The organism is Pseudomonas sp. 91RF (genome assembly GCF_003576265.1).
Classification (GTDB): domain Bacteria; phylum Pseudomonadota; class Gammaproteobacteria; order Pseudomonadales; family Pseudomonadaceae; genus Aquipseudomonas; species Aquipseudomonas kribbensis.
Genome location: NZ_QWFC01000048.1, coordinates 93,524 through 108,448 on the forward strand (window position 1 = coordinate 93,524; position 14,925 = coordinate 108,448).

Genomic DNA, 14,925 nt, shown 5'->3' on the forward strand with positions numbered 1-14,925 from the left:
GCGGCTGAAAAAGCCCGATCTGTACCTTTTCCACGGATCGGGCGGCACGTATGATTGCGCCTCGTCACACGCCAGTCTGGCAGCGGGGCCCTGCGCATTCAAACGGATTGTTGGAAACCGCCGCTCAAGACGCTTGCCTGTGTGAAGACGCAGGATTCCCAGCACGGTTGTCCACTCGCCGCCTGGATCGTTCATTTTCGGGATCACATCGCCATGCAGTTCAGCAAATCGAACAAGCTCGCCAACGTCTGCTACGACATTCGCGGCCCGGTGCTCAAGCACGCCAAACGCCTGGAAGAGGAAGGCCATCGCATCCTCAAGCTGAACATCGGCAACCCGGCGCCCTTTGGTTTCGAAGCGCCGGACGAAATCCTCCAGGATGTGATCCGCAACCTGCCGACCGCCCAGGGCTACAGCGACTCCAAAGGCCTGTTCAGCGCGCGCAAGGCCGTGATGCAGTACTACCAGCAGAAGCAGGTCGAAGGTGTCGGCATCGAGGACATCTACCTGGGTAACGGCGTGTCCGAGCTGATCGTGATGTCGTTGCAGGCCCTGCTCAACAACGGTGACGAAGTGCTGGTACCGGCACCTGACTATCCGCTGTGGACAGCGGCGGTGAGCCTGGCCGGCGGTAACGCGGTGCACTACCTGTGCGACGAAGGCGCCGACTGGTTCCCGGACCTGGCCGACATGAAGGCCAAGATCACCCCGAACACCAAGGCCATGGTAATCATCAACCCGAACAACCCGACCGGCGCGGTGTATTCGAAGGAAGTGTTGCTGGGCATGCTGGAACTCGCCCGCCAGCACAATCTGGTGGTGTTCTCCGACGAAATCTACGACAAGATCCTTTACGACGATGCCGTGCACATCTGCACCGCTTCGCTGGCACCGGATCTGCTGTGCCTGACCTTCAACGGTCTGTCGAAGTCGTATCGCGTGGCGGGCTTCCGTTCCGGCTGGATCGCCATTTCCGGCCCAAAACACAATGCCCACAGCTACATCGAAGGCATCGATATGCTGGCCAACATGCGCTTGTGTGCCAACGTGCCGAGCCAGCACGCGATCCAGACCGCCCTCGGCGGCTATCAGAGCATCAACGACCTGGTTCTGCCGCAAGGTCGCCTGCTGGAACAGCGCAACCGCACCTGGGAATTGCTCAACGACATTCCCGGCGTGAGCTGCGTGAAGCCGATGGGTGCCCTGTATGCGTTCCCGAAGATCGACCCGAAAATCTGCCCGATCCACAACGACGAGAAATTCGTCCTCGACCTGCTGCTGTCCGAGAAACTGCTTGTGGTTCAGGGCACAGCGTTCAACTGGCCGTGGCCGGATCACTTCCGCGTCGTGACCCTGCCCCGGGTCGATGACCTGGACATGGCCATCGGGCGCATCGGCAACTTCCTCAAGTCCTACCGCCAGTAACCGGCCATCCGTGCGCAACGAGCCTTTCGTTGCGCACTGTCTGATTCAGCAACACTTCTGCTCCGCCCCCTTCCCCACGCCTTCTACACTGTCGATTCGTACCGGTCACATGCGCCTGATGCAATGCCGGTGGGTGGCGCGTGGCTGTCATCCATGTCGTCTTCAGGAGTGGGAATTGTCCCACCCACTGGAGAATCCGATGTAGGACACAGTTTGAAATAGTCACTCGGTTGAATCGCCCGGTGCCGCGCCTTATATACCCCGCAGTACGCTACATCTTTAGCTTGAGGAGATTTCTACAACCATGATGCGCATCCTGCTGTTTTTGGCCACTAACCTGGCGGTCGTGCTGATAGCCAGCATCACCCTGAGCCTGTTCGGCTTCAACGGGTTCATGGCGGCCAACGGGGTTGACCTCAACCTCAGTCAGCTGCTGGTCTTCTGTGCCGTCTTTGGTTTCGCCGGTTCGCTGTTCTCGCTGTTCATCTCCAAGTGGATGGCGAAGATGAGCACGAGCACCCAGATCATCACCCAGCCGCGCACCCGTCACGAACAATGGCTGATGCAAACCGTCGAGCAACTGTCCCGCGAAGCCGGGATCAAGATGCCCGAAGTCGGGATTTTCCCGGCTTACGAAGCGAACGCGTTCGCCACCGGCTGGAACAAGAACGACGCCCTGGTCGCGGTGAGCCAGGGCTTGCTCGAACGATTCAAGGAAGATGAAGTGAGGGCCGTTCTGGCCCACGAAATCGGCCACGTGGCCAACGGTGACATGGTCACCCTGGCGCTGATCCAGGGCGTGGTGAACACCTTCGTGATGTTCTTCGCGCGGATCATCGGCAACTTCGTCGACAAGGTAATCTTCAAGAATGAAGAAGGCCAGGGTACGGCCTACTACATCGCAACCATTTTCGCCGAACTGGTGCTGGGCATTCTGGCCAGCGCGATCGTGATGTGGTTCTCGCGCAAACGCGAGTTCCGAGCCGACGATGCCGGTGCACGCCTGGCCGGTACGGGCGCGATGATCAACGCACTGCAACGCCTGCGTGCCGAACAGGGTCTGCCGGTGCACATGCCTGATACCCTGAACGCCTTTGGCATCAACGGTGGCATCAAACAGGGTCTGGCCCGTATGTTCATGAGCCACCCGCCGCTGGAAGAGCGTATCGACGCCCTGCGTCGTCGCGGCTGATCAGCCCGGCTACAAACAAAAGGCCCGCAGTGATGCGGGCCTTTTTTGTGCCTGCTACTGAGCGGTGAGACGGTACACCCGCTCTTCCAGCCGCGTCACTCCTGCCTGCAGGAACTTCCCGCTTTCGCTCAGCACGTCCTGTTCTTCCAGCGTCTGCACCGCCCAGTCGCCACCGAACAGCTGCTGCACCTCGGCATCTGTCACCGCAAACGGTGGTCCGGGCATCTGAGCCTGATCGTAATCCAGCGTGATCAGCAAACCACACAGCCCCGCCGGCAGGATGCTCAACAAGTGCGCCGCATAGCGTTCACGCATTGGCGCCGGCAAGGCGATCAGCGCCGCACGGTCATACAGCGCCGTGCAATCAGCCACATCGCTCGCGGACAAAGCGAAGACATCCCCGCACCACAACTCGATCGCCCCGGCCCGATAGACTTTGAAGCCACTCTCTTCGCTGATTTGCGGCTGTAGTTGCTGCTCACGAAAGAAATCCTCGACAGCCTTCTCGGACAGCTCGACACCGAGAACCCGATGCCCCTGACCGGCCAACCACAGCAGATCCAGGCTTTTCCCGCACAACGGCACCAGCACCCGCGACTGCGCCGGGATGGCCAGATCGGGCCAATGCCGCTGCAAATACGGGTTCACGTCAGGCTGATGAAAGCCGATCTGGTTCGATTCCCACTTCTTGTGCCAAAAATCCGGCTGCATGCATCCTCCCAAGAATTCGATCAAAAAGCGTTAAAACTTATATTGGAATTAGATCAATGATCTGACAGAAGATGAGCCATCTTAACGCTCAGGAACCCTTCCATGTTTCCCAGCCTGTTTATCTCTCACGGCTCGCCCATGCTGGCGCTGGAGCCCGGCGCCAGCGGCCCTGCCCTGGCGCGTCTGGCCGCCGAACTGCCACGCCCGAAAGCCATTGTCATCGTTTCCGCCCATTGGGAAAGCCATGAACTGCTGGTCAGCAGCCATCCGCAACCGGAAACCTGGCACGATTTCGGCGGTTTCCCTCGTGCTTTGTTTGAAGTGCAGTACCCGGCACCGGGCAATCCGCAATTGGCCCGAGAAGTCGCCGATCTGCTGACCGCCAACGACCTGCCGGCACGCCTCGACCCGCAACGCCCCTTCGACCACGGTGTATGGGTGCCGCTGTCGCTGATGTATCCGCAGGCCGATATTCCGGTGGTTCAGGTATCCCTGCCCAGTCGTGGCGGGCCGGCGTTGCAAACCCGCGTGGGCCAGGCGCTGGCCGACCTGCGCGATCAGGGCATTCTGTTGATCGGCTCCGGCAGCATCACCCATAACCTGCGTGAACTGGACTGGCACGCCGGCCCGGAAAGCGTAGAACCATGGGCCCAGGACTTCCGCGACTGGATGATCGAAAAGCTGGCGGCCAATGATGAAGCCGCCCTGCACGATTACCGCCAGCAAGCGCCGAACGCAGTACGCAGCCATCCAAGTGATGAACATCTGCTGCCGCTTTACTTTGCCCGTGGCGCCGGCGGCGAGTTCAGCATTGCGCACCAAGGGTTCACCATGGGCGCGCTGGGCATGGACATCTACCGCTTCGGCTGAAGCCCAAATCGCAGGCAAAAAAAATCCCCGAACCAGTCGGGGATTTTTTATGTGCGATCAATCAGCCCGGGGGCGGATCAATCTTCGCGGTAGCGACGCAGCTTCAACTGCTTGCCGGCAACGCGAGTGTCCTTCAGCTTGGTCAGGAGCTTGTCCAGACCATCTTCCGGCAGCTCGACGAGGCTGAAGCTGTCACGCACCTGGATGCGACCGATGGCTTCACGTGCCAGACCACCTTCGTTGAGGATGGCGCCCAGCAGGTTTTTCGCCGCGATACCGTCACGCGCGCCCAGCGCGGTACGGCAACGGGCACGGCCTTCGCCCAGCGGCATTGGCGCACGACGCTCGCGGTCACCACGGTCCGGACGATCACCGGAACGCTCAGGACGGTCGCCACGTGGAGCGCTGTTCGGCACCAGTGGACGTTCCTTCTCGATCGCTGCCAGGTTCAGCGCCTGACCATTGGTGGCCTTGCGCAGCAGAGCGGCAGCCAGGGCACGCGGGGTGCAACCGATGTCGGCGGTCAGGCGATCCAGCAGATCACCGTGAGTCGATTCGGCGTCAGCCACCAGCGGCGACAGGCTGTTGGTCAATTTCTTGATGCGGGCATCGAGAACGGCCTGGGCGTCCGGCAGACGCACTTCGGCAACTTTCTGACCGGTTACACGCTCGATAACCTGCAGCATGCGGCGCTCACGTGGAGTCACCAGCAGCAGCGCGCGGCCTTCGCGACCGGCACGGCCGGTACGGCCGATACGGTGCACGTAGGATTCCGGATCGTACGGCATGTCCACGTTGAATACGTGGGTGATGCGCGGTACGTCCAGACCACGAGCGGCTACGTCGGTCGCCACAACGATGTCCAGACGGCCATCTTTCAGCGAGTCGATGACGCGCTCACGCTGGTTCTGGGCGATATCGCCGTTCAACGCTGCGGCCTTGTAGCCTTTGGCGTCGAGGGCGCTGGCCAGATCCAGGGTCGCTTGCTTGGTGCGCACGAACATGATCAGAGCGTCGAAGTCTTCCACTTCCAGCAAGCTGAGAACGGCAGAGGTCTTCTGGTCAGCGTGAACCAACAGGTGAGCCTGTTCGATCGCGGTAACGGTCTGGGTCTTGCTCTGAATCTTCACGTGCTTTGGATCGCGCAGGTGACGCTCGGCGATGGCACGGATCGATTGCGGCAGGGTCGCCGAGAACAATACGGTCTGGCGGGTTTCCGGCATGGCCTTGAAGATGACTTCGAGGTCGTCCATGAAGCCCAGTTTGAGCATTTCGTCTGCTTCGTCGAGAACCAGGTGGTTCACGGTCTGCAGCACTTTTTCGTCGCGACGCAGGTGGTCGCACAGACGGCCCGGAGTGGCGACAACGATCTGTGCGCCATTACGGATTGCTTTCAATTGTGGGCCCATCGGCGCGCCGCCGTAGACAGCCACAACAGTTACGCCCGGCATTTGCTTGGCGTAGGTTTCGAAAGCGGTTGCAACTTGTAGCGCCAACTCACGAGTTGGGGCCAGGATCAGAGCTTGCGGCTCGCGCTTGGACGGATCAATGCGGTGCAGGATAGGCAGGGCAAAGGCAGCGGTTTTACCGGTACCGGTTTGCGCCTGACCAATCATATCGTGACCGGCGAGGATGATCGGGATCGACTGCTGCTGAATGGCCGAAGGCTCTTCATAGCCGGTAGCGACTACTGCAGCGACAATATTGGGATGAAGTTCAAGAGCGGCGAAGCCGCCGATTTCCTGGGTCATGGGTCTGCCTCTAAGTGCATCCGCAAAGACCCATGCTCCAAAGCTGCACATGCCGTGTTGAGACTCAAGAGTCGCCCTGGCAGCTTTGTCGGCGGGGATTTGCGAAAACGAATGAATGAAAAAGAATCGTCAAGGAAGAGCCCGCAGTGCGGACGTGCAGCCGAAGCTGACTTCGGGGAATTGCGCTACCTAAACGCGGCCCGGTTAAAGGCCGGCGCGCACTATACCGGAATTTGCCCAAAAAGGGAGCTTTTTTTATCGGAGAAATACAGTTGTCACCGCTGTGTAACGGGGTTTTGCGGATAATCGTGCGAAGGTCTATTTTTCAAAGGCCCGGCCCAGCGGGCGATGGCGCTTAAACGATTCACCGATGTGCGGCATCTGGTCGCTGCACACTTTCTTCCCGTCCGAGGAAACACCCATGAATCAGCCCTGCCCCGGCCGCGTCAGCCGTGCGCGCCACGGTCACGTCCATTTGATCGGTCTGGACCGTGCAGCCAAGTGCAATGCCTTCGACCTCGACCTGCTCAACGACCTGGCCCTGGCCTACGGCGAATTCGAGGCTGACAGCGACGCGCGAGTGGCGGTAGTGTTCGGGCATGGCGAGCATTTCACCGCCGGGCTCGATCTGGTCAACGCCAGTTCCGCCCTAGCCCAAGGCTGGCAGGTGCCATCCGGCGGTTGCGATCCGTGGGGAGTGTTCGTCGGGCCACGGGTCAGCAAACCGGTGATCGTTGCCGCGCAAGGCTATTGCCTGACCATCGGCATCGAGCTGATGCTCGCCGCCGACATCAACCTGTGCGCCAGCAACACCCGGTTCGCCCAGATGGAAGTGCAGCGCGGGATCTTTCCGTTCGGCGGTGCGACGCTGCGCTTTCATCAGGTCGCCGGCTGGGGCAACGCCATGCGCTGGCTGCTGACCGGCGACGAGTTCGATGCCCACGATGCGTTGCGCCTGGGGTTGGTGCAGGAGGTCATGGCCAGCGAAGACTTGCTGCCGCGTGCCATCGCACTGGCGGAACGGATTGCCCGACAGGCGCCATTGGGTGTGCAGGCGACGTTGATGTCGGCGCGTCAGGCGCGTCATGAAGGCGAGACCGCAGCGGCGCAGGGTTTGCCGCCGCTGGTGAAGAAGTTGCTGGCAACCGAGGATGCCAAGGAAGGTGTGCGTTCGCTGGTGGAGCGCAGACCTGGCGACTTCAAAGGCGTTTAAGACTCAAGTCGCCGGACGGATGCAGTTGATCAACGACTGCAACGAGTACCCCAGCTTCGGCGCGAGCACTTCAGCTCGCGCAGTCAGCGCCTGCATGTCCAGAACCTGATCGAGATCCGCCGGTACGATCAGAATCACGTTGCCCTCCTTCACCGGCAGTTCCCAGTAATGCCGGTGATAGAGCCCGCGCAACAGCGCCGCGCCCAAGGGTTTGCCGTCATCGGTGGCCCACTGGTTGATCACCAGCCAGCCACCGGGATTCAGACGTTTCTGACAGTCGCCAAGGAAATTCCACGCAAGGTGCGCGGCGCCCGGGCCGACATCGGTGTAGAGGTCGACGAAAATCAGATCCGCCGGTTCGGCCGTCGGCAGCAGTTCGATTGCATCACCAACGCGGATGTACAGACGCGGATCGTCATCCAGCCCGAGGTATTCGATGGCCAGACGCGGCACGTCCGGGCGCAGCTCGATGGCTTCGACGTCTTCCAGCGGCAGGAACTTGAGGCAGGCCTGGGTCAGCGTGCCGGCACCAAGGCCGAGAAACAACGCGCTCTCCGGTTGTTCATGGCACAACGCACCGATCAGCATCGCCCGGGTGTAGTCGTACTCCAGCCAGCTCGGGTCGGCGGTAAACACGCAGCTTTGCTCGATGGCATCGCCGAACTCCAGAAAGCGGTAGTCGGCCACTTCCAGCACGCGAATCACGCCGAACTCATCCTGTACCTCGGCGAGCAACAGCTCGACGCGCTCCTCAGTCATTTCGTCTCCAGATCATTACCGCAACAGCACTGTGGCAAAGCGGCGATTGTCTGCGATACGGCGGGAACAGGTCACGCACTAATTGCTGATAACATGGCCGTCCGTGCGTAGAACCTTAGAGACCGTGATGAGCCAACCCTGGAGCCCTGACAGCTGGCGCGCCTTGCCGATCCAGCAACAACCCCGATACCCCGACGCCGCGCATCTGCGCCAGGTCGAGCAGACGCTGGCCAGTTATCCGCCACTGGTGTTTGCCGGCGAAGCGCGGGAGCTGCGTCGTCAGTTTGCCGAAGTCACCCAGGGCCGGGCATTCCTGCTGCAGGGCGGCGATTGCGCGGAAAGCTTCGCCGAGTTCTCCGCCGCGAAAATCCGCGACACCTTTAAAGTGTTGCTGCAAATGGCGATCGTCATGACCTTCGCCGCCGGTTGCCCGGTGGTGAAAGTCGGGCGCATGGCCGGCCAGTTCGCCAAGCCGCGCTCGGCCAACGACGAGACCATCGACGGCGTGACCCTGCCGGCCTACCGTGGCGACATCGTCAACGGCATCGGTTTCGACTCGGCCAGCCGCGTACCGGATCCGGAGCGTCTGCTGCAGTCCTATCACCAGTCCACCGCGACCCTCAACCTGCTGCGCGCCTTCGCCCAGGGCGGTTTCGCCGACCTGCATCAGGTGCACAAGTGGAACCTCGATTTCATCGCCAACTCGGCGCTGGCCGAGAAGTACAGCCACCTCGCCGACCGCATCGATGAAACCCTGGCATTCATGCGCGCCTGCGGCATGGACAGCTCGCCGCAACTGCGCGAGACCAGTTTCTTCACGGCCCACGAAGCGCTGCTGTTGAACTACGAAGAAGCCTTCGTACGCCGCGACAGCCTGACCAACGACTACTACGATTGCTCGGCGCACATGCTGTGGATCGGCGACCGCACCCGTCAGCTCGACGGCGCCCACGTCGAATTCCTGCGCGGGGTAAACAACCCGATCGGGGTGAAAGTCGGCCCGAGCCTGAACCCCGACGACCTGATCCGCCTGATCGACGTACTCAACCCGGACAATGATCCGGGCCGCCTCAACCTGATCGCACGGATGGGTGCGAACAAGGTCGGCGATCACCTGCCGGCGCTGATCCGCGCGGTGCAGCGTGAAGGCAAGCAAGTGCTGTGGAGTTCCGACCCGATGCACGGCAACACCATCAAGGCCAGCAGCGGCTACAAGACCCGCGACTTCGCGCAGATCCTTGGCGAAGTGAAGCAGTTCTTCCAGGTCCACGAAGCCGAAGGCAGCTACGCCGGCGGCATCCACATCGAGATGACCGGGCAGAACGTCACCGAATGCATCGGTGGCGCACGGCCAATCACTGAAGATGGTTTGTCGGATCGCTATCACACCCATTGCGACCCACGGATGAATGCCGATCAGTCTTTGGAGCTGGCGTTTTTGATTGCCGAGACGCTGAAACAGGTCAAACGCTAAATCGCGATGACGTTGGCTCGGTCGTTTTCGACTTGAGCCAACGTCACCCGCAAGCGCCCGGCACTTTCGCGCTGACAATTGAGCTGCACCTGCTCAAGCCCCAGCCAATCCGCCATCTGCCGCAGGTTCAGCGCCAAGGCCAGCATCCCCGCCTCGTCCAGTCCCGTTTCTTCCTCGTGAACCGCATGCACTGCCAGGCGCCCCGCCGCCCGCTCGGCGCGCAGATCGACCCGTGCAGCAATCCGTTCGTTGTGCAGGAACGGCAGCACGTAATAGCCGTAAACGCGTTTTTCCTGCGGCGTATAAATCTCCAGCCGATAGCGGAAATCGAACAGCCGCTCGGTGCGACTGCGCTCCCAGATCAGTGAGTCAAACGGCGACAGCAGCGCACTGGCTTCGACTTTCCTCGGGATTTTCGGCTCGGGCAGGCAGTAAGCGATCTGCCGCCAGCCAGCAACTTCGCAGGTCAGCAGCTTCCCGGCCTCGACCAGCTCCGCCAGACGCGGGCGGGCATCGGCAGGGTTCAGGCGGAAGTAATCGCGAAGGTCTTTTTCCGTGCCCACGCCCAATGCCTCAGCCGCGTGCAGCAACAAGCCACGCTGCGCCTCCGCCTCATCGGGCAGCGGCTGTTGCAACACAGAAGCCGGAATCACTCGCTCCGGCAAGTCATACAACCGCTCGAAGCCGCGCCGCCCGGCCACAGTCACTTCGCCAGCGGCAAACAGCCATTCCAGTGCATGTTTCTCCGCGCTCCAGTCCCACCACGGGCCGGCCTTTTCCTCGCGGGTCGACAGACTGCCGGCACCGAGTGCGCCCTGCTCTTCGACCGACGCCAGCACCCGGCGGATGGTGTCCTGTTGCTCGCGGCCGAAACGCGCCAGTTGCTGATAGATGTCTTCACCACGCCTGGCCCGCTGCATCCGCCACCCCATCAACGGGTACATCGACAGCGGCAGCAACGACGCTTCATGGCCCCAGTATTCGAACAGTGAACGGCGTCGTCCCGAACTCCAGGCAGCCTGGTCGAGCAAGTCAGCAGAATAGGAACCGAGACGGGAAAACAGCGGCAGGTAGTGCGAGCGCACCACGGCATTGACGGAGTCGATCTGCAACAGGCCGAGGCGTTCGATCAGCCGGTTGACGTGCAGGGCTTTGACAGCCGGCGGCTGGCGCCCGTGAAACCCTTGGGCAGCCAGTGCCAGACGTCGAGCCTGTTTAAGGGAAAAAGACAAAGTCGCGGGCATGTGTACCTCCATGTCTGCTCGCAACCTACCTCACTACAAAGTGGTTTGTGTAGCGATGGCCTCATCATTTATGCATCGGATCGTCCCAGAACGGCCGAATCGCTTCATGTTCGACATCGGCACGGCTGACCCCGATGTCCTTCAACGCTTCGTCGCTCAGACTGGCGAGCAGTTCGCGTTCACGGTGCAATTCGTACCAGCGGCTAAACTTGTGCAACAGATCGGAAACGATATGGCCGGAAAATTTTTCTTCGCCTGCATACTCTCTTTGACCTTTCATCGTGTTGCCTCCTTTTTGGGATGGCTCAAGTCTCGCGCCGGGGCTACGATCAATCCAACGAATGTTTCTGATGGCAAGCATCACGGAGATTCATCAATTGTCGGCGTATCCCAGTATCGATACCGATGTGCTGCGCACCTTTGTCGCGATTGCCGATCAGGGCGGTTTCACCCGCGCCGGCGAAATGGTCAACCGCACTCAATCGGCGGTGAGCATGCAGATGAAGCGTCTGGAAGAGGACGTGTTGCAACGCCAGTTGTTCGAGCGTGACGGGCGTCAGGTGCGCCTGACCGCTGAAGGCCAGGTGTTGCTCGGCTACGCGCGGCGCATCCTGAAATTGCACAGCGAAGTGTTCAACACCCTGCGTGAACCGCACATGGTCGGTACGGTGCGGATCGGTACGCCGGACGATTACGTGATGCGCTTTCTGCCGGGGATCCTGTCGCGCTTCGCCCAGTTCTATCCGTTGATCCAGATTGAAGTGCATTGCGAGTCGACCCGACAGTTGCTGCAACGCACGGACCTGGATCTTTCGATCGTCACCCGCGAGCCGGGCAACGAGATCGGCCAGCTGCTGCGCAAGGAGCGTTTCGTCTGGGCCGAGGCGCAGAACTTCAGCGCCCACGAGCAGACGCCGCTGCCACTGGCGATGTTCAACAGTGATTGCTTCTGCCGCCTGTGGGCCTGCAATGCACTGGACGCCATGGGCCGCGAATACCGGATTGCGTACAACAGCACCAGCCTTTCGGCATTGATGGCAGTGGTGAGCGCGGGTCTGGCGATCACCGCGCAACTGGAAAGCCTGATCACCCCGGACCTGCGGATTCTCGGGGCCGCCGAGGATCTGCCACTGTTGCCCGAGGCCAGCATCATGCTTATCCGCAACCTGAACAATCCGTCGCCGATCACCGAATGCCTGGCCGAGCACATCGTCGAAGGCTTCAAACTTTAAAGGCGAGCATCACCGCGCACAGCACCAGAAAGCCGCAGAACAGCCCGCGCAGGAGTTTTTCCGGCATCGCGTGGGCCACTTTCACACCCCAACTGATGCTGGCCAGACCGCCGATGGCCAGCGGCAGGCCGATCAGCCAGTCCACTTCGTGGTGCACCGCGTAGGTCACCAGCGTGACACCGGTGCTCGGCAATGCCAGCGCCAGCGACAGGCCTTGAGCGACCACCTGAGTGGTGCCGAACAGGCTGGTCAGTACCGGTGTCGCCACCACCGCCCCGCCGACCCCGAACAAGCCGCCCATGGTGCCCGAGGCTGCGCCAAGCACGCCCAGCCACGGCCATGAATAACGCATCTCGGACGTCGCCGCCGGACGTGCGCCGAACATGCGCACCAGGTTGTAGGCCGACAGCGCGACGAGGAACGCGACAAATCCGATACGCATGGTTTGCGCGTCAATGCCCACAGCCCAGATCGAGCCGATCCAAGCGAAACAGAATCCCATCACCGCCAGCGGCAACGCGTGCCGGAGTTCGATGCGGTTGCGCTGGTGATAACGCCACAGCGCCAGCATCACGTTCGGCACCACCATCACCAGCGCCGTGCCTTGAGCGATTTGCTGATCGAGCCCGAACCACACGCCCAGCAGCGGAATGGCGATCAACCCGCCGCCGATGCCGAATATCCCACCCAGAGTGCCGAGGGCGGCGCCAAACAACAGGTACAGCAAAAACTCGATCACAGCAGAATTCCTCGTACGTCAGGCGACCCATCCTACGCAGTCGGCGCTGGCGCGGAAACGCACAGCAACGCACAATGGCTGTGCCAAATTCGCATAGGCACTGAGCCGATTCATGAATCCCAATCAATTGACCGAACAACTCGGGCTGTTTCTCGATGTGCTGGAGAGCGGCAGTTTTTCCGCCGCCTCGCGCCGGCATCCGCTGACGCCATCGGCCGTCGCCCGGCGCATCGACAGCCTGGAAAGTGCTGTCGGCAGCCAGTTGTTCATTCGCAGCACGCATGCGGTGCGCGCCACGCCGGCCGGCCTGGCGTTTGCCGAACGGGCGCGGCGGATCGTTGCCGAGCTGCAGCTGGCCCGCGCCGAAGCGGTGTCCCTGAGCAGCGCGCCGGAAGGCTTGATTCGGGTGGATGCGCCGGCGGCGTTCGGGCGGCGGCACCTGGCGCCGGTGATTGCCGACTTTCTGGTGCTGTATCCGGGCCTGGACGTGCAACTGCATCTGATCGACAGCTTCGTCGACATGGACGGCTCGAACCTGGGCAAGGTCGATCTGGTGTTGCGCGCCGGGCAGATGGCCGACACCCGACTGGTCGCCACACCGCTGGCGAGCATGGTGCGCATCGCCTGCGCCAGTCCCGGATACCTCAAGCGTCGGGGCGTGCCGAGCGAGCCCGCTCAATTGGGCGAACATGATGGCCTCGATTGGGACGGCCTCGCCCCGCCCTTCGCCTGGCGATTCGAACACGACGGGCAAATGCAACTTCACCGTCCGGCACGAATCCGCATGAGCGCCAACAACGCCGAGGCCCTGGTCTGCGGCGCGCTCGCGGGACTCGGGATCGCGCATCTGCCGACCTGGCTGGCCAGCGAATACCTTTTGCGTGGAGAGTTGCTACCGCTGTTCTGTGAAAACGGCCTGCCGAAACCAGAGAGCACCGGCATCTACGCATTACGCCTGGAACAACAGGCCAGCTCCCGCAGCCGCCTGTTGCTGGAATACCTCAGGACCCGCTTCAGCCCCGTGCCACCTTGGGATCTGGCGCTGCAACGGGAACTGGGCCGGCACTGACCGATTCGCCACCGGGCACAATTGTCTGGCGCATTAAAGATTCGAGCGCTAGATTCACAGGCATTACCGCTCAAGGCACCGACATGACAACCACACGCGACACCACCGAACACTGCGAAGAGCTCCTGCTCGACAATCAGGCCTGCTTCGCCCTGCATTCCACCTCGCTGATGATGACCAAGGTCTACAAGCCCTTGCTACAAGCGCTCGGCCTGACCTATCCGCAGTATCTGGCGATGATGGTGCTGTGGGAGAAGGATGGTCTGACCGTCGGAGAAATCAGCACGCGCCTGCTGACCGATCCGGGCTCGCTGACCCCGCTGCTCAAGCGTCTGGAAGGTGAAGGACTCCTGAGCCGGACCCGCAGCCGCGAGGATGAACGGGTGGTGATCGTTGAACTGACTGCCCAGGGACGCGCGCTGAAAGACAAGGCCCGAACCGTTCCGCCATGCATCCTGGGCGCCAGTGGCTTCACGCTGGAACGCCTGCAAAACCTGCAAGCCGAGTTGCAGGCCTTGCGTGGTCATCTGCAGGACAGCCTGATTTAAGCGTCCCCTTCCCTGCAGGAGCAACCTCGTACCTGCAGGGGAATCACGCCCTTCTCTGCCTTACCCCTCTCCCGAAAATTTTTTCTCTCGTTTTTTCTCAAAAAAACCTTTCATATCAAAATCTTGAGATTTCATCCCAAACGAATCCACGTCTCGTCTCCGAATTTTTCCAAAATTTATCTTGCGCACTAAATATTAGCGAAGTACATTTGCTTCGCACCTAGTTAGCGCGCAAACAATTAGCGCAACGCACCATACATTCGACGAGGCTCACACCATGCAAACTCTCTACACCGCAATCGCAACCTCCACCGGCGGCCGTGACGGTCGTGCGATCTCCAGCGACAACATCCTCGACGTCAAACTGGCCACTCCGAAAGAACTCGGTGGTGCCGGCGGCGCGGCCACCAACCCTGAGCAATTGTTCGCTGCCGGCTACTCGGCCTGCTTCATCGGCGCCCTGAAATTCGTCGCCAGCCAGACCAAACGCAAAATCCCGGACGACGCGTCGATCACCGCTCACGTCGGCATCGGTCAGATTCCTGGTGGTTTCGGTCTGGACATCGACCTGCACATCGCCCTGCCGGGCCTGGAACAGGCCGACGCGCAAAGCCTGGTCGACGCGGCCCACCAGGTCTGCCCGTACTCCAACGCCACCCGTGGCAATGTCGATGTACGCCTGCACGTCACCGTGTAAT

15 protein-coding genes are annotated in these 14,925 nt (G+C 61.2%); 9 read left to right on the top strand and 6 right to left on the bottom strand.

Annotation, left to right across the window (positions count from 1 at the left end):
• Positions 1-213 precede the first annotated feature (213 nt).
• Together DXT77_RS25270 and htpX are read left to right on the top strand one after the other, a co-directional pair.
• A complete protein-coding gene (locus DXT77_RS25270) occupies positions 214-1,425 on the top strand; it encodes a pyridoxal phosphate-dependent aminotransferase (RefSeq protein WP_085710751.1) in 1,212 nt (403 codons plus the stop codon).
• 304 nt (positions 1,426-1,729) lie between these two features.
• Positions 1,730-2,617 carry a protease HtpX gene (gene htpX / locus DXT77_RS25275; RefSeq protein ID WP_085710752.1) on the top strand — a complete coding sequence of 296 codons (888 nt, stop codon included), beginning with the start codon at positions 1,730-1,732 and terminating at the stop codon, positions 2,615-2,617.
• Positions 2,618-2,671: 54 nt separating this feature from the next.
• Here htpX and DXT77_RS25280 read toward each other — a convergent pair whose 3' ends face one another.
• A complete protein-coding gene (locus DXT77_RS25280; protein WP_119429625.1) occupies positions 2,672-3,328 on the bottom strand; it encodes a thiopurine S-methyltransferase in 657 nt (218 codons plus the stop codon).
• 102 nt (positions 3,329-3,430) lie between these two features.
• Between DXT77_RS25280 and DXT77_RS25285 the strand changes: the two genes are divergently transcribed.
• Entirely contained in the window at positions 3,431-4,198 is a 768-nt protein-coding gene (locus DXT77_RS25285; protein WP_119429626.1) for a class III extradiol ring-cleavage dioxygenase, read from the top strand.
• Between the two features lie 77 nt (positions 4,199-4,275).
• On the opposite strand, the gene DXT77_RS25290 is transcribed toward DXT77_RS25285, so the two are convergent.
• Positions 4,276-5,949 (bottom strand): DEAD/DEAH box helicase, encoded by a 1,674-nt coding sequence (locus DXT77_RS25290; protein WP_007955707.1) that lies wholly within the window; start codon positions 5,947-5,949, stop codon positions 4,276-4,278.
• Positions 5,950-6,370: 421 nt separating this feature from the next.
• Between DXT77_RS25290 and DXT77_RS25300 the strand changes: the two genes are divergently transcribed.
• Positions 6,371-7,162, top strand: a complete 792-nt coding sequence (locus DXT77_RS25300) for a crotonase/enoyl-CoA hydratase family protein (protein WP_119429796.1) — start codon at positions 6,371-6,373, stop codon at positions 7,160-7,162.
• Between the two features lie 3 nt (positions 7,163-7,165).
• Here the strand turns inward: DXT77_RS25300 and DXT77_RS25305 are convergent, their stop codons facing one another.
• Positions 7,166-7,921 carry a spermidine synthase gene (locus tag DXT77_RS25305; RefSeq protein ID WP_119429627.1) on the bottom strand — a complete coding sequence of 252 codons (756 nt, stop codon included), beginning with the start codon at positions 7,919-7,921 and terminating at the stop codon, positions 7,166-7,168.
• Positions 7,922-8,048: 127 nt separating this feature from the next.
• Between DXT77_RS25305 and DXT77_RS25310 the strand changes: the two genes are divergently transcribed.
• Positions 8,049-9,395 (top strand): class II 3-deoxy-7-phosphoheptulonate synthase, encoded by a 1,347-nt coding sequence (locus tag DXT77_RS25310; protein ID WP_119429628.1) that lies wholly within the window; start codon positions 8,049-8,051, stop codon positions 9,393-9,395.
• On the opposite strand, the gene DXT77_RS25315 is transcribed toward DXT77_RS25310, so the two are convergent.
• Together DXT77_RS25315 and DXT77_RS25320 are read right to left on the bottom strand one after the other, a co-directional pair.
• The gene (locus DXT77_RS25315; protein ID WP_119429629.1) at positions 9,392-10,639 is read right to left on the bottom strand and encodes a winged helix-turn-helix domain-containing protein; all 1,248 of its coding nucleotides are present in this window, start codon (positions 10,637-10,639) and stop codon (positions 9,392-9,394) included. The two genes, DXT77_RS25310 and DXT77_RS25315, sit on opposite strands and share 4 nt — an antisense overlap.
• A gap of 64 nt (positions 10,640-10,703) precedes the next feature.
• Positions 10,704-10,919, bottom strand: a complete 216-nt coding sequence (locus DXT77_RS25320; protein ID WP_114884556.1) for a DUF1127 domain-containing protein — start codon at positions 10,917-10,919, stop codon at positions 10,704-10,706.
• Between the two features lie 97 nt (positions 10,920-11,016).
• Between DXT77_RS25320 and DXT77_RS25325 the strand changes: the two genes are divergently transcribed.
• Positions 11,017-11,871, top strand: coding sequence for a LysR substrate-binding domain-containing protein (locus DXT77_RS25325; protein WP_170931623.1), 855 nt, complete (start codon positions 11,017-11,019; stop codon positions 11,869-11,871).
• Here the strand turns inward: DXT77_RS25325 and DXT77_RS25330 are convergent.
• Positions 11,861-12,610 carry a sulfite exporter TauE/SafE family protein gene (locus DXT77_RS25330; RefSeq protein ID WP_119429630.1) on the bottom strand — a complete coding sequence of 250 codons (750 nt, stop codon included), beginning with the start codon at positions 12,608-12,610 and terminating at the stop codon, positions 11,861-11,863. The two genes, DXT77_RS25325 and DXT77_RS25330, sit on opposite strands and share 11 nt — an antisense overlap.
• Before the next feature lie 112 nt (positions 12,611-12,722).
• Between DXT77_RS25330 and DXT77_RS25335 the strand changes: the two genes are divergently transcribed.
• The 3 genes from DXT77_RS25335 to DXT77_RS25345 all read left to right on the top strand — a co-directional run bounded on the left by DXT77_RS25335 (position 12,723) and on the right by DXT77_RS25345 (position 14,924).
• The gene (locus DXT77_RS25335; protein WP_119429631.1) at positions 12,723-13,679 is read left to right on the top strand and encodes a LysR family transcriptional regulator; all 957 of its coding nucleotides are present in this window, start codon (positions 12,723-12,725) and stop codon (positions 13,677-13,679) included.
• Positions 13,680-13,762: 83 nt separating this feature from the next.
• A complete protein-coding gene (locus tag DXT77_RS25340) occupies positions 13,763-14,227 on the top strand; it encodes a MarR family winged helix-turn-helix transcriptional regulator (RefSeq protein ID WP_119429632.1) in 465 nt (154 codons plus the stop codon).
• A 277-nt stretch (positions 14,228-14,504) separates the two neighbouring features.
• Complete coding sequence (locus DXT77_RS25345) at positions 14,505-14,924, top strand: organic hydroperoxide resistance protein (protein ID WP_085710763.1); 420 nt, start codon at positions 14,505-14,507, stop codon at positions 14,922-14,924.
• Position 14,925 lies beyond the last annotated feature (1 nt).

What these genes read in the sequence shown, in the direction of transcription:
- DXT77_RS25300 (WP_119429796.1), top strand. Translation starts at nt 6,371, where the DNA reads ATGAATCAGCCCTGCCCCGGCCGCGTCAGCCGTGCGCGCCACGGTCAC.
- DXT77_RS25285 (WP_119429626.1), top strand. Translation starts at nt 3,431, where the DNA reads ATGTTTCCCAGCCTGTTTATCTCTCACGGCTCGCCCATGCTGGCGCTG.
- DXT77_RS25305 (WP_119429627.1), bottom strand. Translation starts at nt 7,921, where the DNA reads ATGACTGAGGAGCGCGTCGAGCTGTTGCTCGCCGAGGTACAGGATGAG.
- DXT77_RS25290 (WP_007955707.1), bottom strand. Translation starts at nt 5,949, where the DNA reads ATGACCCAGGAAATCGGCGGCTTCGCCGCTCTTGAACTTCATCCCAAT.
- DXT77_RS25345 (WP_085710763.1), top strand. Translation starts at nt 14,505, where the DNA reads ATGCAAACTCTCTACACCGCAATCGCAACCTCCACCGGCGGCCGTGAC.
- DXT77_RS25310 (WP_119429628.1), top strand. Translation starts at nt 8,049, where the DNA reads ATGAGCCAACCCTGGAGCCCTGACAGCTGGCGCGCCTTGCCGATCCAG.
- DXT77_RS25315 (WP_119429629.1), bottom strand. Translation starts at nt 10,639, where the DNA reads ATGCCCGCGACTTTGTCTTTTTCCCTTAAACAGGCTCGACGTCTGGCA.
- DXT77_RS25340 (WP_119429632.1), top strand. Translation starts at nt 13,763, where the DNA reads ATGACAACCACACGCGACACCACCGAACACTGCGAAGAGCTCCTGCTC.
- DXT77_RS25270 (WP_085710751.1), top strand. Translation starts at nt 214, where the DNA reads ATGCAGTTCAGCAAATCGAACAAGCTCGCCAACGTCTGCTACGACATT.
- DXT77_RS25280 (WP_119429625.1), bottom strand. Translation starts at nt 3,328, where the DNA reads ATGCAGCCGGATTTTTGGCACAAGAAGTGGGAATCGAACCAGATCGGC.
- DXT77_RS25320 (WP_114884556.1), bottom strand. Translation starts at nt 10,919, where the DNA reads ATGAAAGGTCAAAGAGAGTATGCAGGCGAAGAAAAATTTTCCGGCCAT.
- DXT77_RS25335 (WP_119429631.1), top strand. Translation starts at nt 12,723, where the DNA reads ATGAATCCCAATCAATTGACCGAACAACTCGGGCTGTTTCTCGATGTG.
- htpX (WP_085710752.1), top strand. Translation starts at nt 1,730, where the DNA reads ATGATGCGCATCCTGCTGTTTTTGGCCACTAACCTGGCGGTCGTGCTG.